The organism is Amycolatopsis sp. NPDC050768, from assembly GCF_040654155.1.
Lineage (GTDB): Bacteria > Actinomycetota > Actinomycetes > Mycobacteriales > Pseudonocardiaceae > Amycolatopsis.
Genome location: NZ_JBFAHL010000007.1, coordinates 421,966 through 441,933 on the forward strand (window position 1 = coordinate 421,966; position 19,968 = coordinate 441,933).

The 19,968-nt window shown below is 70.6% G+C and carries 22 protein-coding genes; 8 read left to right on the forward strand and 14 right to left on the reverse strand.

The annotated features are described in order from the left end of the window. A complete protein-coding gene (locus AB0H62_RS23165; RefSeq protein ID WP_255637849.1) occupies positions 1–1,437 on the reverse strand; it encodes an MFS transporter in 1,437 nt (478 codons plus the stop codon). A gap of 52 nt (positions 1,438–1,489) precedes the next feature. On the opposite strand from AB0H62_RS23165, the gene AB0H62_RS23170 reads away from it, so the two are divergent. Then, positions 1,490–2,182: a TetR/AcrR family transcriptional regulator C-terminal domain-containing protein gene (locus AB0H62_RS23170; RefSeq protein ID WP_220239602.1), complete on the forward strand. Its 693-nt coding sequence runs from the start codon at positions 1,490–1,492 to the stop codon at positions 2,180–2,182. A gap of 52 nt (positions 2,183–2,234) precedes the next feature. On the opposite strand, the gene AB0H62_RS23175 is transcribed toward AB0H62_RS23170, so the two are convergent. The 5 genes from AB0H62_RS23175 to AB0H62_RS23195 all read right to left on the reverse strand — a co-directional run bounded on the left by AB0H62_RS23175 (position 2,235) and on the right by AB0H62_RS23195 (position 6,347). Next, the gene (locus AB0H62_RS23175; protein WP_360588058.1) at positions 2,235–2,696 is read right to left on the reverse strand and encodes a cupin domain-containing protein; all 462 of its coding nucleotides are present in this window, start codon (positions 2,694–2,696) and stop codon (positions 2,235–2,237) included. Next, positions 2,693–3,604, reverse strand: a complete 912-nt coding sequence (locus tag AB0H62_RS23180; RefSeq protein ID WP_360588060.1) for an NADP-dependent oxidoreductase — start codon at positions 3,602–3,604, stop codon at positions 2,693–2,695. Before AB0H62_RS23180 ends, AB0H62_RS23175 begins: the two co-directional genes overlap by 4 nt. A 24-nt stretch (positions 3,605–3,628) precedes the next feature. Then, positions 3,629–4,843, reverse strand: coding sequence for an MFS transporter (locus AB0H62_RS23185; protein WP_220239605.1), 1,215 nt, complete (start codon positions 4,841–4,843; stop codon positions 3,629–3,631). Positions 4,844–4,856: 13 nt separating this feature from the next. Next, positions 4,857–5,495: an HD domain-containing protein gene (locus tag AB0H62_RS23190; RefSeq protein ID WP_220239606.1), complete on the reverse strand. Its 639-nt coding sequence runs from the start codon at positions 5,493–5,495 to the stop codon at positions 4,857–4,859. Between the two features lie 117 nt (positions 5,496–5,612). Continuing rightward, entirely contained in the window at positions 5,613–6,347 is a 735-nt protein-coding gene (locus AB0H62_RS23195) for an alpha/beta fold hydrolase (protein WP_255637850.1), read from the reverse strand. A gap of 174 nt (positions 6,348–6,521) precedes the next feature. Here AB0H62_RS23195 and AB0H62_RS23200 point away from each other — a divergent pair, with 174 nt between their 5' ends. After that, positions 6,522–7,529: a GlxA family transcriptional regulator gene (locus AB0H62_RS23200; RefSeq protein WP_360588063.1), complete on the forward strand. Its 1,008-nt coding sequence runs from the start codon at positions 6,522–6,524 to the stop codon at positions 7,527–7,529. 218 nt (positions 7,530–7,747) lie between these two features. Continuing rightward, positions 7,748–9,895 (forward strand): alpha/beta fold hydrolase, encoded by a 2,148-nt coding sequence (locus AB0H62_RS23205; RefSeq protein WP_220239608.1) that lies wholly within the window; start codon positions 7,748–7,750, stop codon positions 9,893–9,895. Between the two features lie 204 nt (positions 9,896–10,099). On the opposite strand, the gene AB0H62_RS23210 is transcribed toward AB0H62_RS23205, so the two are convergent. The 4 genes from AB0H62_RS23210 to AB0H62_RS23225 form a co-directional block, all read right to left on the reverse strand. Next, positions 10,100–10,933 (reverse strand): alpha/beta hydrolase, encoded by an 834-nt coding sequence (locus tag AB0H62_RS23210; RefSeq protein ID WP_360588065.1) that lies wholly within the window; start codon positions 10,931–10,933, stop codon positions 10,100–10,102. 154 nt (positions 10,934–11,087) lie between these two features. Next, complete coding sequence (locus tag AB0H62_RS23215) at positions 11,088–11,621, reverse strand: GNAT family N-acetyltransferase (RefSeq protein ID WP_220239610.1); 534 nt, start codon at positions 11,619–11,621, stop codon at positions 11,088–11,090. A gap of 10 nt (positions 11,622–11,631) precedes the next feature. Then, the gene (locus AB0H62_RS23220) at positions 11,632–12,648 is read right to left on the reverse strand and encodes a nucleotide kinase domain-containing protein (RefSeq protein ID WP_220239611.1); all 1,017 of its coding nucleotides are present in this window, start codon (positions 12,646–12,648) and stop codon (positions 11,632–11,634) included. After that, entirely contained in the window at positions 12,641–13,291 is a 651-nt protein-coding gene (locus AB0H62_RS23225; protein WP_220239612.1) for a TetR/AcrR family transcriptional regulator, read from the reverse strand. The genes AB0H62_RS23220 and AB0H62_RS23225 overlap by 8 nt, the downstream gene beginning before the upstream one ends. 95 nt (positions 13,292–13,386) lie before the next feature. Here AB0H62_RS23225 and AB0H62_RS23230 point away from each other — a divergent pair, with 95 nt between their 5' ends. Further along, on the forward strand, positions 13,387–14,130 hold the full coding sequence (locus AB0H62_RS23230; RefSeq protein WP_360588068.1) for an ABC transporter ATP-binding protein: 744 nt from the start codon (positions 13,387–13,389) through the stop codon (positions 14,128–14,130). 1 nt (position 14,131) lies between these two features. Here the strand turns inward: AB0H62_RS23230 and AB0H62_RS23235 are convergent, their stop codons facing one another. Together AB0H62_RS23235 and AB0H62_RS23240 are read right to left on the reverse strand one after the other, a co-directional pair. Continuing rightward, positions 14,132–14,842, reverse strand: coding sequence for a class I SAM-dependent methyltransferase (locus AB0H62_RS23235; RefSeq protein ID WP_360588175.1), 711 nt, complete (start codon positions 14,840–14,842; stop codon positions 14,132–14,134). A 41-nt stretch (positions 14,843–14,883) separates the two neighbouring features. Beyond that, the gene (locus tag AB0H62_RS23240; RefSeq protein WP_360588070.1) at positions 14,884–15,366 is read right to left on the reverse strand and encodes a MarR family transcriptional regulator; all 483 of its coding nucleotides are present in this window, start codon (positions 15,364–15,366) and stop codon (positions 14,884–14,886) included. 98 nt (positions 15,367–15,464) lie between these two features. Here AB0H62_RS23240 and AB0H62_RS23245 point away from each other — a divergent pair, with 98 nt between their 5' ends. After that, positions 15,465–16,436, forward strand: coding sequence for an amidohydrolase family protein (locus tag AB0H62_RS23245; protein ID WP_360588073.1), 972 nt, complete (start codon positions 15,465–15,467; stop codon positions 16,434–16,436). Here the strand turns inward: AB0H62_RS23245 and AB0H62_RS23250 are convergent. Both AB0H62_RS23250 and AB0H62_RS23255 read right to left on the reverse strand, forming a co-directional pair. Then, a complete protein-coding gene (locus tag AB0H62_RS23250; RefSeq protein WP_360588075.1) occupies positions 16,420–16,671 on the reverse strand; it encodes a hypothetical protein in 252 nt (83 codons plus the stop codon). The genes AB0H62_RS23245 and AB0H62_RS23250 overlap by 17 nt on opposite strands. A 175-nt stretch (positions 16,672–16,846) precedes the next feature. Beyond that, a complete protein-coding gene (locus AB0H62_RS23255) occupies positions 16,847–17,134 on the reverse strand; it encodes an amphi-Trp domain-containing protein (RefSeq protein WP_220239616.1) in 288 nt (95 codons plus the stop codon). 211 nt (positions 17,135–17,345) lie between these two features. On the opposite strand from AB0H62_RS23255, the gene AB0H62_RS23260 reads away from it, so the two are divergent. From AB0H62_RS23260 to ctaD, 3 genes are read left to right on the forward strand one after another with little or no spacing between them, the layout of a single operon-like run. After that, positions 17,346–17,486: a hypothetical protein gene (locus AB0H62_RS23260; protein ID WP_220239617.1), complete on the forward strand. Its 141-nt coding sequence runs from the start codon at positions 17,346–17,348 to the stop codon at positions 17,484–17,486. Further along, positions 17,483–18,148, forward strand: coding sequence for a hydrogen peroxide-dependent heme synthase (hemQ, locus tag AB0H62_RS23265; protein WP_360588078.1), 666 nt, complete (start codon positions 17,483–17,485; stop codon positions 18,146–18,148). Before AB0H62_RS23260 ends, hemQ begins: the two co-directional genes overlap by 4 nt. After that, on the forward strand, positions 18,145–19,860 hold the full coding sequence (ctaD, locus tag AB0H62_RS23270; RefSeq protein WP_360588080.1) for a cytochrome c oxidase subunit I: 1,716 nt from the start codon (positions 18,145–18,147) through the stop codon (positions 19,858–19,860). The genes hemQ and ctaD overlap by 4 nt, the downstream gene beginning before the upstream one ends. Positions 19,861–19,968: the final 108 nt, after the last annotated feature.

Below are 19,968 nucleotides of genomic sequence, written 5' to 3' on the forward strand. Positions count from 1 at the left end.
TCACCGCTGGGCATGCTTCGGCAGGAACCGGACCAGCAGCAGCACCAGCACGTAGACGCCGGCGCAGAGGCCGAACACCAGCTTGGCAGCGCAAATGTACGTTGCCGCCGAGGGCGGCCCGACGCGGGCGAAGAACACGGTGCCGAGCGCGGCGACGCCGATGGCGTTGGCGAACTGCTGAGCGGCGTTGAGCACGCCGGCGCCGGTGCCGACCTCTTCGGTGGTGGCGTCGCCGAGGATGAAGTCGAACAGCGGCACGAACAGCAGCCCGGAACCGAGCCCGGTCACGAGCAGGGCCGGGGCCAGCTGCCACACGGTGATGGCGGCGCCCCAGTGGGCGATCGACCACCAGAGACCGAGCAGGCCGGCGACCGCGACGGCCAGTCCCAGGTCGAGGTTGAAGCGGCCGAGCTTGCCGGCGAGGACCGCACCGGACAACAACGTGGCGACCGCGGTGCCGACCGCCCACGGGATCAGGGCGAAGCCGGTCTGCAGCGGTGACCAGTTCATGCCGGACTGCAGCAGCAGGTTGAGCACCAGGACGAACGCGCTGAGCGCGGCGTAGAACCCGCCGACGATCAGCAGACCCACCACGAAGCTGCGCTTGCGGAACAGCGACGGCGCGATGACCGGGTGCGCGCTGCGGTGTTCGGACGCGACGAACAGCCCGAAGGCCACCAGCCCGGCGGCGATCATCACGTACGTCCACGCGGGCCAGCCGAGGTCGCGGCCCTGGATGAGCGGCACGATCAGCAGCGCCGAACCGGCGGTGAGCAGGCTGACGCCACGCAGGTCGAGGCGCGCGGTGCGGTCTTCGCCGCTGTGACGGGGGAGGACCCAACCGGCGAGCGCGCCGGCGAGGACGCCGAACGGGACGTTGATGAGGAAGATCGAGCGCCATTCGCTGCCGAAGAGGTCCAGGTGCAGCAGCCAGCCGGCCAGGACCGGGCCGGCGACCGTGGCCAGGCCCATGATCGGGCCGAACGGCATGAGCGCCCTGCGCAGGTGCTCGGGCGGGAAGACGATCTTCACCAGCGCGAGACCCTGCGGGATCATCACGGAGCCGAACAAGCCCTGGAACACGCGGGCGGCGATGAGGAACCCGGCGCTGGGCGCGAGGCCGCAGGCCAGCGACGAGACGGTGAAGCCGGCCATGCCCAGCAGGAACAGCCGCCGGCGGCCGAGCAGGTCACCGAGGCGGCCCGAGGTGATGAGGCCGAGCGCGAACGCCGCGGTGTAGGCCGAGAGCACCCATTGCAGCGTCATCGGCCCACCGCCGAGGTCCGCGCGGATCGACGGCCCGGCCAGGTTGGCGACGCTCGTGTCGACGAGGTCCATGAGCTCGGCGACGACCACGACGACCAGCACCAGCCAGGCCTGGCGGAGGGGGAGCTGCGCCGTTCGTGGCGCGGTCGACGAACTAAGTTCAGCAGTCACGAACTAAGTTCTAAATGACGAACTAAGTTCGTGTCAAGGTAGGGTGGCGCACATGCCCGCCGCCTCCCGCCGTGCTCAGCGCTCCGAGCCCTCCGCTTCCCGCAAGCCGCCCATCACCGCCGAGCGCATCACGGACGCCGCGTTGCAGGTCGTCGCCACCGAGGGCTACGACGCGCTGACCATCCGCCGCGTCACCGCAGTGCTGGAAACCGGCCCGTCGTCGCTCTACGCCCACATCACCACGAAGACCGACCTCGACGACCTGCTCATCGGCCGGCTCTGTTCGGAAATCTCCTTGCCCGAGCCGGACCCCGCCACGTGGCGGCAGCAGATCCACGACGTCTACGCCCAGATGCGCGACCAGTACCTCAAGTACCCCGGCGTCTCCCGCGCGGCGCTCGCCCTGGTCCCCACGCACCTGGAAACCCTGCGTGTCAGCGAGGGCATCCTGGGTCTCTTGCTGGCCGGCGGTGTCCCCGCGCAGACCGCGGCGTGGGCACTGGATTCACTCACGTTGTATGTCACCGCGTACGCCTGGGAGCGGTCGCTGGTCCACCAGCGCCGGAAGAACAAGGACGACGACTGGGTGCTCAGCCGGGAGGACCTCGTCGAGCGGCTCGGTGCTCTACCGGCCGAACGGTTTCCCCGCACCCGGCGCCACGCGGCCGAACTGACGTCCGGGTCCGGTCACGACCGGTTCGACTTCACCCTGTCCTTGATGCTCGACAACCTCACCGCTTCTTGATCGCTGGTCGCGAAGCGGTGAGGTTGTCGAGTCAGACCGGGTTCCCCGCGGCTCAGCCGTGCGGGTCGTCCACCTTCAGCTGTTCCCCCGTCGTCGCCACGAACACCACCAGCAGCTTCGCCGGTTCGGTGGCGCTGACGTTGTCCGTGGCGACGTGGTGCGCGCCCGGTTGTTCGGTCCAGTTTTCACCCTGGTGGTAGGTGTGGGCGGGCTGGCCTTCGAGCTGACTGCGGATCGTGCCTTCGAGTACGTAGGCGTAGACGAAAGCGTCGCCGTGGCGGTGGGGCGCCGCGCCGGCGGACGGCGGGAACGAGACGATCGACGAGGTCAACGTCTTGCCCGGGATGTTCGGCAGGGCCTGGGCGAGAAGCGGCGTCAGCGTCTCGGCAGGATGACCGGAAGCAGAGACCGGAGCCGAAACCGGAGCGGCAGGCTGGGACTCGGCAGCGGGCGAGCAGCCGGCGACCGCCACCGCGGTGAGCAGCAGGCCGCCGGCGACACGCGGGTTGATCACTTGGCCACCTGGATGATCGTCTTGCCCGGAGTCCGCTGGCGCCGCGCGAACGCCTCCGCCGTCTCCGCGAGCGGGCGCACGCCGCCGACGATCGGCTTCAGCCGTCCGTCGCGGACTCGCTGAGCCAGGTCCGCCAGGCGCGCACGATCCGGTTCCACCACGAAGAAAACGGCGCGTCCGTCGGCCGGCTGCACCTCGGGCGGCGCGGCGATGGTCACGACGGTGCCGCCGGGGCGCACCAGCTTCGTCGAGCGTTCGAGCACCTCGCCGCCGATCACGTCGAGGATCACGTCGGCCGGGCCGGCGGACTCGAAGGAGTCGGTGTCCACAAAGGAGTGCGCGCCGAGGCCGAGCACGAAGTCGCGGTCGGCGGGCCGGCCGGTGCCGAGCACCTGGGCCCCCACCTCGTGGGCGAGCTGCACCGCGATGGACCCGACACCGCCGGCGGCGCCGTGGATCAGCACGGTCTGACCGGTGGACAGCGAAGCGTGGTCGAACAGGGCCTGCCACGCCGTCAGCCCCGAGATCGGCAGCGCGGCGGCCACGGTGTGGTCGATGTCCGCGGGAAGCGGCGCGAGGTTGCGGGCCTCGACGGCGGTGTACTCGGCCAGGGAACCGTCGCGCAGCCAGTCGGTGAGGCCGAACACGCGCTGCCCGACGCTCAGGCCGGTGGTGCCGTAACCCAGCTCGGTGACGACGCCGGACAGCTCGTGCCCGGGCACGCTGGGCGTGCGGTCGCGGCCGGCGCGGTCGGTCCAGGTGCCGGGCCACTCGAGCTCGCCCGGGGTGAAGCCGGCGGCGTGGACGCGCACGATGACGTCGTTCTCGGCGGCGTGCGGGTGGGGCACCTCGGCGAGCTTGAGGCCGCCGACGCCCGCGCTTCGGTCCTGGGCGGTGATGGCTTGCATGTCGGGTCCTTTCAGGACAGTCACTCAGTGGTGTTGGGATGCAACGAGTTCAGCGACGCGCCGGGCCGAAGAGGACTGCACGGCCGCGCTCACGGACAGCACCCCGACGAACGCGAGGTACACGTAGCCCGTCGTCTCCAGCCCCCAGGACGGCTCCACCAGCCCGGCCGCCAGCGACGGGAGGCTCAGCGCCGCGTAGCTGACGACGTAGGCGGCCGAGAACACTTCCGACCGTGTCTTCGTGGTGGTGGCCGCGCTGATGCCGCGCAGCGTCCCGGTAAACGTCAGGCCGACGCCCAGCCCGGCGATCACCGACCCGCCGAGGAAGCCGGCCGCGGAGCCGAAACCCAGGGCGCCTGCCAGCACCGCCGCGCCCACGACCAGCAGGACCGCGCCCATCAGGGTCGCGATTCGCGCGGTGTGCCGAGCCGCCCACAGGCCGCCCGCGCTGTTGGCGAGGAACAGCACCGCGATGGCGAGGCCGCCCGCGGCGCCGAACCGCACGTGCAGGACCTCGGTCACCAGCGACGGGGCGAGCGCGAGGAACAGCCCGGTCAGTGACCACCCCGCGACGATGGCGGGCACCGCGCCGAAGAACGCCCCGCGCGTCTCGCGCGGCACGCGGACGCGCGGGCGCAGCGACGTCAGCACGCCAGGCCGTGGGCCGGCGGTCTCGGGGATGGCGAAGACCAGCGCGGCGACGGCCATGAACGCCACGGTGAGCACCGGGAAGACCACCGCGTCGGGGTACGGGCCGGCCTGCACGAGCAGGCCCGTCACACCGCCGCCGGCGGCGAGCCCGAAGCTCGTCCCCACGGCGGTCATCATCGGCCCGCGGTGCGGGCGATCCGCGGGGGAGAGCTCGACCAGCCCGGCGGCCAGCGCGCCCGTCGCCATCCCGGTGGCGAGGCCCTGCACGATCCGGGCGGTCACGAGTGCGCCGACCCCGCCGGCCGCCCAGAAGATCGCCGTGCCGGCCGCGGCCACCAGGAGCGACGCCACCAGGACCGGCCGGCGCCCGACGTGGTCGCTCAGCGAACCGACCGTCAGCAGCGCGCCGACCAGCCCGGCGACGTACACGGCGAAAACGACCGTCAGGATCGTCACCGAAAAGCCCCACCGCTGCAGGTACACCGGGTAGATCGGGGAGGGCGCGCTCGTCGACGCCATCAGGAGCACGTTGGCGAAGACGAGCAGGGCGAAGGAGGCGCCCCGGCTCAGGCTGTGTCGGTCGTCCATTTAGGTGGCCGGGTCAGCTCGACCATGGCGAGCCGGTGATGCGCTCGACGGTGGTCGTGCGGGAGAAATCGGGGATGAAGTGCTCCAGGATGTCGGAGTTCACCGTTCCGTTGGTGGTTTCCGGGCGGTGCTTCAGCGCGTCGACGAAGGTGCGCAGGAAATCGTTCTTGAAATCGCCGCGCGGGTGGAAGGCGAGGATTTCCTCGACCTGGGCCAGGTCCAGACCGTCGAAACCGAAACCGAGCACGTCGGTCAGCACGCCGAGGTGGGTCGTGGCGATTTCCGGGCCCATGCGCCCCGGAATTCCCGGCGTGGTGTGCAGGGCGATGGCCGTCCACACGGTGTCCGCGGCCGTGGGCGAGAAACCCCGGTCCAGTAAGAACTTGCGCCCGTGGTCGGCGCCGTCGACCTCGAACCGCTGCTCCACGTCGGAAAACGGCGTGATGAGCCCGGTGTCGTGGAACATCGCGGCCAGGTAGAGCAGTTCCGGATCCGGTTTCACCCCGAGCCGCTGCGCGTGGAACTGGCTGAAGAAGTAAACCCGGCGGGAGTGGTGGTAGATGAGGGGGTTGGTCGTTTCCTGGATGAGACGCGACGCCTCGACGACCGCCGCCGTCTCGGGGACCTCCACACCCGCGATGATCTCTGACATGACTGCTGCGCTTCCGTTCTTTTCTCGACGGATTGTCTCCGTCTCCATGGTGCCGATCGCGGCACCCGTCGTGCCGCCTTTGTCCGGCCAGGAACCACTCAGATCGGGACGCGCGGTTCAGCCGTCGACGGTGTGTGAGTGCAGGAGTGCCGACACGAACGCGTCGGGGCGGGTCAGGAACGCCTCGTGGTCACCCGGAACGGTGATCGGCTCGACCCCGAGCCGGGCGGGGAACCGCGGGCACCAAGCGTAGTCGCCCGGGGGCATGGCCAGGTCGCATTCGCCGGCCAGGTAGCTGACTGGCAGGCCGAGCATCGACAGCGCGGGGGCGTGCAAGGGCTGTTCGAAATAGCGCATCGGGTGGGGCACGAGCAGCTCGTAGATCAGCTTCTGCGCCGGTTCGGGCGTGTCCTGGGCGAAGGCGCTCTGCCACACCGGGTAGGGGAGGACCACGGAATGGTCGCCCGACTCCTGCGCGAGCTGCCGGAAGAGCGCGGCGTGCCCCGGCGGGACGTCCTCCACGAGCGGCACGCCGTTCTCCGGCACGAACGCGCTGTGGAAGACCAGGCGGCGCACCCGGTGCGGAACCCGGTGGGCCGCACCGAAAACGGGGTAACCACCCCAGCTGTGGGCGACCAGCGTGACGTCGGTCAGGTCGTGGCCGTCGAGGAAATCGACGAGGAAGTCCACTGTGTCCTCGAGGGTGAAACGACGGGGATCGTCGCCGTCCGCGAGGCCCGGCAGCGTCAGTGCGACCACGTTGTGCCCCGCGGCACGCAACCGCTGGGCGACCGGCCGCCACGACCACGCGCCGTGCCACGCGCCCGGAACCAGCACGTACGTCTCCACCATGGTTCGACTCACCTTCCTGCGGCTTCGTTGCCAGAGGGCCTGCAGCCCGTGCCGGACCTGTTCTCGGTCGGGCCTGTGAAGAAGGGAACGTAGCGAGTGGTTCCATTACGGTCAAGAGTTGTAACTAAACTCGGCCGGTGCACTTTTGTGGTGACGGTGTGCTACCAATGCCCTGTGCGCCCGTCTTCCGCCTCCACGAACGCCCGGCCGGGTTCCCCTGCGCGCGTCGTGGCGATCCTGGTCTTCGACGGGGTGACCCTGCTGGACGTCGCGGGCCCGGCGGAGGTGTTCAAGGAGGCCACGCGGCTCGGTGCCGACTACCGGATCGTGCTCGTCTCGCCGACGGGCGAGGACGTGGTGTCGAACCTCGGGTTCAAGGTCGCGGTCGAGGGCCCCGTGTGTTCCGAGCCCGCGCCGGACACCTACCTGGTGGCCGGGTCCGACCTCTACCCGCGCACGCCCGTGCCGTGCGACCTGGCGGAAGCCGCCCGCGTGCCGGCCGCCGGCGCCCGCCGCGTCGCCTCGATCTGCACGGGCGCGTTCATCCTCGCCGCCGCCGGCCTGCTCGACGGCAAGCGCGCGACCACGCACTGGAAGGTCACCCACGAGCTCGCAGCCCGCTGCCCGACGTGCCGCGTCGAGCCCGACGCCATCTACGTCCGCGACGGCACCACCTACACCTCCGCCGGCGTCACCGCCGGCATCGACCTGGCCCTCGCCCTCGTCGAGGAGGACCACGGCCCCGACCTGACGCGCGACGTCGCCCGTTCCCTGGTCGTGTACCTGCAGCGCTCGGGCGGGCAGTCGCAGTTCTCCGCCCCCCTGCAGGGCCCACCGCCGCGCTCCCCGGCCCTGCGCACGATCACCGACCTGGTCACGGCCAACCCCGGCGCCAGGCACTCGCTCGGCGACCTCGCGAAGCACCTCAACGTCAGCACCCGCCAGCTCACGCGCCTCTTCCACGACGAACTGTCCACCACCCCGGCCCGCTACGTGGAGAACATCCGCTTCGACCTGGCCCGGGCCCTGCTGGACCAAGGCCACACCGCGACCCAGGCGGCGACCCTCGCCGGTTTCCCCAGCTATGAAGCCCTGCGCCGGGTGTTCGCGCGGAAACTGTCGATCAGCCCGGCGGCGTACCAGCGCCGGTTCAGCACGGCTCGGCGCGCGAACGCCGGGTAGTTTTCGGCGGCCGTCCGGCCGGTCATCACCGCCACGCACTGCGACCTCGCGGCCATCGTTCTCCGGCCCGACCTGGGCCCAACGCGGCGAAACACGATCCGGCTCACCTGGGACGGGCGATGTCTCGCGGGCCGGCAGCGGGCACCGTGGCGTCGTCCTCCTACGTCGGCTCGAGGGACGCGCCGACGCGGCAGGGCCGACGACGAGGAGGGCGGAGCATGGCGGACACCGCCACACCTACGCCGGCCGGCGGCGCCGCGGACGGGCCGGACCAGCCGCGCCAGCCGGAGCGGCCGGGCCAACGAGGCCAGGCTGGCCAGCCGGACCTCGCAGCGCGGCTCCGCTCACCCGCCTACCTGCGCCTGTTGGTGCTCGCCGCGATCATCGGGGTGCCCATCTCCGCCGCGGCCTACTTCTTCCTCCAGCTGGTCGGCGCGCTTCAAGAGTGGGTTTACACCGATCTGCCGCGCGCGCTCGGGTTCGCCGGGCCGCCGTTGTGGTGGCCGGTGCCGCCGTTGGTTCTGTGTGGTCTGCTGGTCGCGGTCGCGGTGCGGTATCTGCCCGGTGGGGGCGGCCATTCGCCCGTCTTCGGGTTCACGCCGGGCCAGCAGCCCACGCCGAGCCAGCTGCCGGGCGTGCTGCTCGCCGCGCTGGCGACGCTCGGGCTGGGGGCCGTCCTCGGGCCCGAGGCGCCGCTGATCGCGCTCGGTGCCGGGCTCGGGGTGTGCGCGGTCCGGCTCGCGCGTCCGCACGCGCCGAAGCAGGTCGGTGCGGTGGTGGCGGCGACCGGGAGCTTCGCCGCCATCAGCGCGCTGCTCGGGTCGCCGATCCTGGGCGCGTTCCTGCTGATGGAGGCGTCGGGGCTGGCCGGCGCGACCATGGGGCTGGTGCTGCTGCCGGGGCTGCTGGCCGCCGGGATCGGCACGTTGCTCTTCATCGGCCTCGACTCGCTGACCGGCCTGGGCCCGGCGTCGCTGGCGTTGCCCGAGCTGCCGCCGTTCACCCACCCCGACGTCGCGCAGTTCGGCTGGGCGCTCGGCATCGGCGCGGCCGCGGCGGTGCTGGGCACGGGTATCCGCCGACTGTCGCTGCTGCTGCACTCGCGCGTCGAAAACCACGTCCTGCTGCTGACTCCCGTGGCGGGTCTCGTGATCGCCGGCCTCGCGATCGCCTACACCGCCGCGGGCGGAAGCCTGTCGGACGTCCTGTTCTCCGGCGAGACGGCGCTGCCGACGCTCCTGGAGAACAGCGCGGCGTACGCGGTCCCGACGTTGCTGCTCCTGCTGGCCTGCAAGGGACTCGCGTACGGCGTGACGCTGTCGGCGTTCCGCGGCGGGCCCATCTTCCCGTCGATGTTCCTCGGCGCGGCCGGCGGCATCGCGCTGTCGCACCTGCCTGGCCTGCCGCTCGTCGCCGGGGTGGCGATGGGGATCGGCGCGATGTGCGTGGTCATGCTGCGGCTGCCTTTGACGTCCGTCCTGCTCGCCACGCTCCTGCTCTCGTCCGACGGGCTGGCCGTGATGCCGCTGGTGATCGTCGCGGTGGTCGTGGCCCACGTGCTGGCCGCGTGGCTAGGCCCGCGCGAGGGTTCACTCGCGAAGGGTGATGAGGCGACGGCGCCCGCCACGCCAGTCTCCAAGGGCTCTGAAACAGCTGCCCGGGGAGGAACCAGCATGGCTCAGCGACCGAACATCGTCCTCGTCCACGGCGCGTGGGCCGACGGTTCCTGCTGGAGCGCGGTGATCGAGCGCTTGCAGGCCGACGGCTACCGGGTCACCGCACCGCAGTTCCCGGAGACCTCGCTGGCCGGCGACGTCGCGCGGCTGCGCCAGGTGCTGGCCCGCCAGGACGGTCCGACTGTCGTCGCCGGGCATTCGTACGGCGGTCAGATCGTCACCGCTCTGGGGACGGACGCGCCGAACGTCGTCGGCTTGGTCTACGTCGCGGCGTTCGGCCTGGACGAGGGCGAGACGATCGGCAAGCTGCTGGCGCAGGGGCCGGTGACCCCGGCGCTGGCGCACCTCGACGTCGACAAGCAGGGCTTCGCGTGGCTGCCCGAGGACGACTTCGTGAACCACTTCGCCGCCGACGTCGACCCGGTCAAGGCCCGGGTCATGTTCGCCGTGCAGCAGCCGCTGGCCTTGTCGGCCCTCGACGAGGTGATGGGCGTCCCGGCGTGGAAGTCGCACCCGGCGTGGTTCCTGGTGGCCGACGGCGACCAGGCGATCCCGCCCGAGGCCCAGCGCCTGTTCGCCGCGCGCATGAAGGCCACGACCGTCGAGGTCGCGTCGAACCACGTCGCGATGGTGTCCCACCCCGACGACGTGCTGCGGCTCATCGCGAGCGCGGTCCAGGCTGTGCGGTGAGTCCAACCGAGCCGCGTGCCCCGGCCGTGCTGGCCGCGGCCGCGGTGCCGGTGATGCGGTACGGGCTGAAGCGTGGCGCGCGGGCCACCGGATGACCCAGCTGTCCGTGCTCGGCGAGGCCCTTCTGAAGGACGGGGTGCCCCTCGGCGCGTCCCTCCTGACCGCCGCCGACTCGCTGAGCGCCGCGGCCGAGCGCTCGTAGGTTCAGGCCCGGTGCACGGCCTCGAGGATGACGCGGGTGACGGTGTCGGGGTGCGTGATGAAGGACAGGTGCCCCGAGTTGATCACCGTCGTGCGCGCCTTCATCCGGGCGGCGACGAAACGCTGGAGCTCGGGCGAGGTCGTGCGGTCGGCGGTGGTGATCACGTAGCTGCTCGGCTTGGTTTCCCAGGCGGCGGCGGTGGTTTTGGTCGAGAAGAGATCCTGCGCGACGCGGCCCTGCGCGGCGTAGAGGACCCGCGCCCTGGCGGTGGGGACGCCGTTGGCGAAGTCGTTGAGGAACGCGTCTTCGGTCAGGTGGCCGAAACCGTTCTGGTACACGAGACCCGCGCCGGCCGGCGCGGCCGGGAACCGCGCGGTGAGCGCTGGGTAGTCTTCGCCGGCCATCGGTGCCCGCGCGGACAGGTAGACGAGCGAGTCGACGGCGGGGTGCTCACCGGCCTGGCTGATCACCGAACCGCCGTAGGAGTGGCCCACCAGGACGGTCCGCCCGCTCTGCAGGTCGAGCTCGCGCCGGGTCGCGGCAACATCGTCGGCCAGCGAGGTCAACGGGTTCTGCACCGACGTGACCGTGATGCCGGCGGCTTGCAGGCGCTGGATCACGTCGGCCCAGCACGACCCGTCGGCGTAGGCGCCGTGGACGAGCACGACGGACCGCCGCGGCGCGGGCCGCGTGGCGGCGCTCGCCGAACCCGGTGCGGCGAGCGCGAGCCCGGTGGCGCTCAGCGCGGCGATGCCCGCGAAGGACCGGCGGGTCAGCCGCGCCGGGGATCCCGTGGTGTCCGGATTCTCGCGATGGTGCAGGTCTGTGCGCTTCATGGCTGAGAGCTCCCCTTGTCAGCAGTCGATGCCGTCTGTCCACAGTGGCCGAGCGCGGCGTCCGGCCATGATCACGTTACGCCGCCGCGCGGACCCGAGTCGGCGGCTTTCGGGGTAAGAACGGTCACTTGATCGGCCGGGGCGACCAGCGGACTCAACCGGACTCGGCGGCCGAATTCCACACCCCGAACCACTGTTCGGCGCCGAACTCCTCGAACTTCTCCACCTCGGTGAACCCCAGCTTCGCCGCGAGCCGCATCGAGCGCTCGTTGGCGGTCTGGGTGCAGAGCACCACCGGCTCGCCGGGCAGCGCCCCGGCGAACCAGCCGAGTACCGCCGCACCCGCCTCGGCGGCGTACCCGAACCCCCAGGCCCGCGGCAGGAACAGGTAGCCGATCTCGGTTGCCTCGGCGCCTGGCCGGAGCCGGCCCGGACGCGTCGCGTCGCGCCGGTCGAGCGTGATCATGCCGATCATCGCCGCGTCGAGCTCGACGACGAAGAAACCGAAGCGCCGCCCGGGCACTTCGGGCGCGGTGCGCTCCAGTTCGTCCCGCGAGCGCGGGCCACCGAGGAAGGTCGAGACCTCGGGCGAGGCGAACAACTCGATGATCGTCGCGCGGTCGGGCGCCTCGGACTGACGGAGCACGAGCCGCTCGGTTCTGATCGGGGCGGGCGGCCAGGCGGTCATGGCGGGCAATCTATCTCGGGACGACCGTGGCGGAAGCTTGCGCCCGTACGGCCGCAGTGATGCCCCACTTCGGGGGAAACCACGGCGCCGGCATCGGTTCACAGCTTCGGCGGTACTGCTGCTTGATCCGGGTTCGCCCGGAGATGCCGGCGATGTCCGGGTGCGCGACGCGGGCATATTTGTCGACTTCGCAGAACAGGTTCTGGCAGTCGATGAGGTGCAGGCGGCGTCCACCCAGGGAGGGGAAGCGCAGTCCGAGCCGGGTGAAATGGGCTTCCTGCGTGTCGGTCATGTACGCGATCACCGCGTCTTCGATACCGCGGGCGCCGGGGCCGAAGCATTTCCTGATGCCGTCGCGCGCGCCCGGGCCGGCGACGACGAAGTCGTTCTCGGAGAAGTCCAGCACGCACGTGTAATTGAGGTCGATGGCGAACTGGAAGGCCAGAAAATCCCCCAGGCCCGGATAGGCGCGCAGCAACGCGAACACTCGCGCCAGGCCGTGGGCGTCCTGGAGCTTCTCGGCCAGGCCGTCGCGGATCATGGTCTCGGCGAGCAGCAGGTGGTCGTGGTGCTTGCGGGTCCCGCCCAGCCGGGGCGGCGGGATGATGTAGGCGGGGGAGTAGAGCGTGCGCCCGGCGTGCCAGGCCGCGTCGAGGACCGCGCGCGCCGCCGCCGGCCGCCACGACGCCCACGTGACCGGTCCGAGCTCGGCCTCCAGAAGCCGCCAGGTGTCGATCTTGTTGAAGAATTTGAACAGCACCATCCGGAAGACCACGTCGCGCGCCTCTTGCGGGCCCTGATAGCCCACGTCGTGGATGGCGAACTGGCTCACCCGGTCCGCCGCGCGGTAGCAGTTCGTGAACCGGTGGGCGGCGAGGATCGGATCACTCGCCGCGCGCTCGCTGTTCCGCAACCGCGCGAAGTAGACCTCCTGGCGGGCGGCGGCAAACCGCCAATACGTGTCGAAAACCGGGCCGGGTCGCAGTCGCCGGCCCGAGACGGTGATGTCCGCAATGGACTCACTCACCGCGGCCGGGCTCCGGATTTCCCGGCGACGTCAGGTAAGCCAATGCGATCTCGGCCGTCTCCGTCGCCCACGTGCGCCAGGTCAAGTCGTCCGGCCAGAAGCGGCCGGAGGCGGCGCGGTGGACGCACGAGCCGATGATCGTCCGCGCGGCCATCCGGAGGGCGAGTGCGCGGTCCGGGCGGCGGATCTCGGCAAGGCAGGGTTCGGCGGCGTCGACGAACGTCCGCTGGATCGCGGCCAGCGCCTCGAGGCCGCGGTCGCGGCCCTCGGTGCGCTGAGCGTCGAGGAGCTCGGGAAAGACGCGGCCGTGGCGGGTGAACGTCTGCGCCAGGGCCTCGGTGAAGGCGGTGACGGTCCCGCGAAGCTCGGGCGCCGGCGAGCGGAGCGCGTCGCCGACGGTGGTCTCCAGGCGGCCGAGCAGCTCGTCCTTCACCGCGTAGAGCAGCTGGTCCTTGCCCGAGAACCGGCGGTAGATCGCCCCCACCGACAGCCCCGCCCGGTCGGCGACCGCGCCGACGGTGAACTCCTCGATGCCCCCGTCGGCGAGCACGTGCTCGGCCGCGGCCAGCACCTTCTGCAGGGACTCCCGGCTGCGAGCTTGCTGGGGCGGGCGGAAGCCCTGCTCGACGGATCGCTGACTCACCGGCCGCACGTTACCTCGCACCCCGGGGCGCGCGGTCGGCGCCCAAATGCGAATGATAACTTCCATTCTCATTCGAGACGAGGAGGAGCGGCGGCATGGTGAGCATCGAGGTGACGGGTGCCTCCGTCGACTTCCCGATCTTCGACGCCAAGACGCGCTCGCTGAAGAAGCAGGTGCTCGGCAAGGTCGGCGGCAAGATCGGTACCGGCGCGAAGGTCCCGGTCATCGAGGCGCTGCGGGACATCACGCTGTCCCTGCGCGACGGCGATCGCGTCGGCCTGGTCGGGCACAACGGCGCCGGCAAGTCCACGCTGCTGCGGTTGCTGTCGGGCATCTACGAGCCGACCCGCGGCAGCGCGCGCGTCGTCGGCCGGATCGCGCCGGTGTTCGACCTCGGCGTGGGCCTGGACCCCGAGGTCTCCGGCCGCGAGAACATCCTGATCCGCGGGCTGTTCCTCGGCATGAGCCGCAGGCAGATGGAGCGCCGGCTCGACGACATCGCGGAGTTCACTGAGCTCGGCGACTACCTCCACCTGCCGCTGCGCACCTACTCCGCCGGCATGCGCGTCCGGCTCGCGCTCGGCGTGGTGACCACCATCGACCCCGAGATCCTCATCCTCGACGAGGGCCTCGGTGCGATCGACGCGGCCTTCCTGGCCAAAGCTCGCGGCCGCCTGGTCGACCTCGCCCGTCGCTCCGGCGCGCTGGTGTTCGCCTCCCATGCCGACGACCTGCTGCGCGAGCTGTGCACCACGGCCCTCTGGCTGGACGAGGGCCGCGTCCGCGCGCGCGGCTCGCTGGACGAGGTCCTCGCCGAGTACAAGGCACCCGGCTCGTGAGTCAGCCGGCCTCGAGGACGAAGAACAGGAAGCACAAGAACGCGTGCTTGTCCCCGAACTCCTCGGGGAACCGCTCGCGCGCGCCCGGCGCCGGGTACGGCTCACTGATCACGGTCGTCCGGAAGCCGGCCGCGGTGAAGGCGTCGGTCATCGCGTGCAGGGGCCGGTGCCAGTACGTGAGCGTGGCCTTCTGGCCGGCGAAGTCGTACTCCTCCGACCACTGGGTGATCGCGAAGTAGCTCGACTCGGGGCGGACCAGCTTGAGAATGATCGGGTGGTTGACGGCCAGGATCAGGCGGCCGCCGGGTTTCAGCACGCGCCGCAGCTCGGCCAGGGGAGCGGACCAGTCCTCCAGGTAGTGCAGCACCAAGGCCACGATGACGTCGTCGAACTCCGAGTCGGGATACGGCAGCGGCTTGCTCAGGTCGGAGACCCGCAGGTCCGCGTCGGCGCCGAGCCGGTGCCGGGCGAGCTCGATCATCTTGACGCTGGCGTCGAAGCCGGTCACGTCGGCGCCGCGATCGCGCAGCGCGGCCAGCACGGGGCCCGACCCGCAGCCCGCGTCGAGGATCCGCCGGCCGGCCACGTCCCCGGCCAAGTCCAGGATCGCCGGCCGCGCGTAGTAGGCGTTGATGAGGCTGGTCTCGTTCTCGGCCGTGTAAGCCTCGGCGAAACTGTCGTAGTCGTTGGTGACCTCGGGAGTGGCAGACATGCGCTCCATCCAACCCACCTCGTGGTCTTCACCCAACCGGCTCAGCGCGACGGATCGGCCATACTCCCGCCGATGACGTCGGCCAGCCCGTGCAGCTGTGCGGTCAGTTCGCGCCGCTCGCGCGCCGAATACCGCGACAGCGCCTCGAACTGCCGGGCGCGCAGCTCGGTGCGCAGGGTCAGGAGGCGGTGCGAACCTTCGGCGGTGAGGCGGATGAGGACCTTCCGCTCGTCGTCCGGGGAGCGGTGCCGGGTGATCAGGCCCTTGGCCTCGAGCTGCTGGAGCATGCGGGTCGCGGTCGGGACGCTGACTTCGGCGCCCGCGGCGAGCCGGCTGACGGGCAGCCCGCCGGCGTTGGCGTCCTCGGCCAGGGGATCGAGCAGGGCGAGCTGGGCCAGCGACAGGCCGCCGGCGGCGCGGTTGCCGATGGCCGTGCGGGAGCGGCGCATGGCGTAGAACAGCCGGTCGGCGGCCTGGGCCAGGGCCTCCACGTCGTCGATCACACGCTTGTCCTTCGGCGTCATGGTTGTTAGCTTACTAAACAAATATACTTAGCAAGCTAACAGAGGTGAGGCCATGACCGCCCGCATCGACGTCCACCAGCACGTCGTCCCGCCGCTCTGTGGCGGAGGTGCTCGCCGGGCGCGGTCTCGACTCCGGTGGCTGGGCGATCCCCGGCTGGAGCGCCGGCGACGCCGTCGCGATGATGGATCGCCAGGGCATCGCCACGGGTGTCCTGTCCGTCACGGCGCCCGGCACGCACTTCGGTGACGATGCCGAGGCGCGCACCCTGTCTCGCGCGGTGAACGAGTACTGCGCCGAGCTCGTCAAGGATCGCCCGGACCGCTTCGGGCACTTCGCCAGCATCCCGTTGCCAGACGTCGGCGGGGCCGTCGCGGAAGCCGTGCACGCCTTGGACACCCTGCGTGGCGACGGCGTCGCGCTGATGTCCAATGTGGATGGTCGCTACCTCGGCGACCCCGATTTTGCGCCGCTGTGGACGGAATTGGACCGGCGGCGAGCCGTCGTGTTCGTCCACCCGGCGCAGCCGCCGATGCCGCTGCTGGCCGGCACGCCGGCGCCGTTGGCGGACTATGTCTTCGACACCACGCGAGCCGCGCTCAACCTGGTGCTCACGGGCATGCTCGGCCGATTCCCGAACGTCCGCGTGATCCTCTCGCACGGCGGCGGGTTCCTGCCGTACGCCGCCTACCGGTTCTCCGGGCTGACGTCGACCGTCGTGGACACCACACGCGACGCCGACGACGTGATCCGTGAACTCAAGCGGTTCTACTTCGACACGGCCCTCTCGGCCAGTCCCAGCGCGCTGCCGGCGCTGCTGGAGTTCGCCGAACCGGGGCACGTCCTTTATGGCAGCGACTGGCCGTTCGCTCCTGAACGGGCCGGCTCCTACTTACAACCGGTACCTGGAGCAGTACCCGCGTTTCGCCGAAGGCGAGGCCGCCGCGATCGACCGCGGCAACGCGGAGGTGCTCTTCCCGCGCCTGGCGGGCTGATCCGGCGAGACGACGGAGGCGGGTCCGCCGGTCAGCTGAAGGGCAACGGTGACCGTCAGGTCACCCCGCCGCGGTAAGGGTGGTCACCTCGAGCCACTTCCGGCGGTCGAGCAGGAGGTCGATGTCGGCCCAGACGGTCCGCTCGACCTCGGGGCGGCTCGAGGGCGGAGTGCGCTCGATTTCCTGGTACAGCAAGGTGATGTGCTGGTCCACCGCGGACAGATCCGGGCACAGGTACGACGTGCCGGTATGCCCGGTCACCGTGGTGAGGTCCTCGGGCTCGGAGCGCCCGGACCGCTCGTTCGATTTCATGAAGCCAAGCGTCGCAGCGGCGCCGCCCGCGCACATTGCCGCCAGCGGCCGTTGCGGGCCCGGTGCTGCCGGGAATACGTCGATACCAGCCAGCCGGTAGCGTCCGTACCGGCTGGCCGGTATCGACCCGGTACGGCTGCCCGGCACCGATACCGGTGTCGGCCGGCCGCGGGAGTCATTTCGCGGCCGCGGCGGATCGCCGGCCGGTCCGCCTGGTGGCCACCGCACGGGCGGGTTTCCCGGTCGCCCACTTCAGCTCCACTTCCAGCTCCACCTCGCTGCCGTCGATTTCGATCTCGACCTCGATCTCCACCTCGTCGGGCACGTGGACCTTCACGGTGCTGGCCCCGAGCGCGAGCTCCACCTTGCCGCCTTCCGCCAGTGCGGCGGCGAGCGCGGCGAGCCGCTGGGCGGCGTCCTCGCGCGACAGCTTCTCCTTGCGCTTGACCTCGACGTCGGACATGGCTGACTCCTTCGCTCGCTGCCGTTGCCGCGAACAGCACCAGCCGCCCGGCGCCGGCGCATCACCTGCCACGCATGAAGGCGTACCGGGGTCGCCCGCTCACGCTCGGTGGCAAAAAAGGGTCGTGAGGTATGTCTCGCCCCGTTGATTAGTGTGCTAATTATCAGCGTACTATCCATCCGGGCGGTCAGGCGTGCGTAAAGGAGTGGTGATGGACGAGTTCATGCCAGAGCCGAGCCGCGAGGTGGCCGGGCCGCCCGGCGTCGGGCCGCGGCCGTTCGCCTTGGCGCTGGTGGTGGTGTGCGCGCTGGTCTTCGTGCTGACGGTCGCGTTCACCGTCCTGCCGCGATGAACGCCCGCGAACCCCAGCAGGCCTACACGATGTGGTCGGTCTTCGCGGCCGGGCCGGCGGCGTCGGGGTGTGACCACGCGGCCGTCTCGCAGGAGGTGGAGCAGGCGCTGGCCGGCGATGCCACGGTCCGAGGCGTCTACCTGCTGTCCGGGATGCGCGCGGACGCCGACTGGATGATCTGGTGGCACGCGGCTTCCCCTGAGGCGCTGCAGGAGGCCTACCTCGCGTTGCGCAGGACCACGTGGGGCGCCGCGTCCCGGCCGGTCTGGAGCTCGGCCGGGACCCACCGCGACGCGGAGTTCAACCCCGGCCACCTGCCGGCCTACTTGGAGGCGAAGGCGCCGGCGCGGTTCGCTTGCGTGTACCCGTTCGTGCGCTCGTACGAGTGGTACCTGCTGCCCGCGGCGGAACGGCGCCGGATGCTCGCCGACCACGGGGCCGCGGCCCACGACTACCCCGACGTCCTGTCGAACACCCTCGCCGCCTTCGGCCTCGGCGACTACGAGTGGATTCTCGCGCTGGAAGCGGATCGCCTGGACCGGATCGTCGATCTGATGCGCGAGTTCCGCGCGACCGAGGCCCGCATGCACGTCCGCCTCGACACGCCGTTCTTCACGGGACAACGCGTGTCGGTCCACGATCTGGTCAGGAGCCTGTCATGAGCACTGATTCGCCCGCCCGCGTGGCCCCCGTTCCCGTGACGGTCCGCGCGCACCCGCGCCGCGACGCGCCCCGGGGTTCGCTGGTCGTCCGGTTGCTGCGCACGACGGACCACAAGCAGCTCGGCGTCATGTACCTCGTGACCTCGATGGGGTTTTTCCTCATCGGCGGCGCGATGGCGATGCTGATGCGCACGGAGCTGGCCCGCCCGGGGCTGCAGTTCCTGTCGCAGGAGCAGTACAACCAGCTCTTCACGATGCACGGCACGGTGATGCTGCTGCTCTACGCCACGCCGGTCGTGTTCGGGTTCGCCAACTTCGTGCTGCCGCTGCAGATCGGCTCGCCCGACGTCGCGTTCCCGCGGCTGAACGCCTTCTCCTACTGGCTTTTCCTCTTCGGGAGCCTGATCGTCCTTTCCGGATTCCTGACCCCCGGTGGCGCGGCCGACTTCGGCTGGTTCGCCTACACGCCGCTGTCGGACGCGATCCACTCGCCGGGGGTCGGTGCCGACCTGTGGATCTCCGGGCTGGTGGTGGGTGGCCTTGGCACCATCCTCGGCGCCGTCAACATGGTCACCACGGTGGTCTGCCTGCGCGCGCCGGGCATGACGATGTTCCGGATGCCGATCTTCACCTGGAACATCCTCATCACGAGCATCCTGATCCTGGTCGCGTTCCCGATCCTCACCTCCGCGTTGCTCGGGCTGCTGGCGGACCGGCACCTGGGTGCGCACGTGTTCGACCCGGCCAACGGCGGGGTGATCCTGTGGCAGCACCTGTTCTGGTTCTTCGGCCATCCCGAGGTGTACATCGTCGCGCTGCCGTTCTTCGGGATCGTGTCGGAGATCTTCCCGGTGTTCAGCCGGAAACCGATCTTCGGCTACCGTGGCCTGATCTTCGCGACCATCGCCATCTCGGCGCTCTCGGCCGCGGTGTGGGCGCACCACATGTATGCGACGGGTGCGGTGCTGCTGCCGTTCTTCTCCTTCATGACGTTCCTCATCGCCGTGCCCACGGGAGTGAAGTTCTTCAACTGGATCGGCACGATGTGGAAGGGCCAGCTGTCCTTCGAGACGCCGATGATCTTCTCGATGGGCTTCATCGTCACGTTCCTCTTCGGCGGCCTCACCGGCGTGATGCTGGCCGCGCCGCCGATCGACTTCCACGTGTCGGACAGCTATTTCGTGGTGGCGCACTTCCACTACGTCCTCTACGGCACGATCGTGTTCGCGACCTTCGCCGGCATCTACTTCTGGTTCCCGAAGATCACTGGCCGGATGATGGACGAGAAGCTCGGCAAGTGGCACTTCTGGACGACGTTCATCGGCTTCCACGGCACGTTCCTGGTCCAGCACTGGCTCGGCGCCGAAGGCATGCCCCGCCGCTACGCCGACTACCTGTCCACGGACGGCTTCACCGTGCTCAACACCGTGTCGACGATCAGCGCGTACCTCCTCGGCGCCTCGATGCTGCCGTTCCTGTGGAACGTGTTCAAGAGCTACCGCTACGGCGAGATCGTCACGGTCGACGACCCGTGGGGCTACGGCAACTCCCTCGAATGGGCCACGTCCTGCCCGCCGCCGCGGCACAACTTCACCGAGCTGCCCCGGATCCGGTCCGAGCGCCCCGCGTTCGAGCTGCACTACCCGCACATGATCGAGCGGATCCGCGCTGAAGGCCACATCACCCTGACCGGTCAGCAGAAGGAGGTCTGACCCGTTCCGCGGGTTTGTGCCGAGGAGTCCTTCGCTGAGATCAAAGCGAAAGCGCTGGCCGACGTGGCGCGCGTGGTGCGGGGCGAACGGCCGGTCTACCCGGTGAAC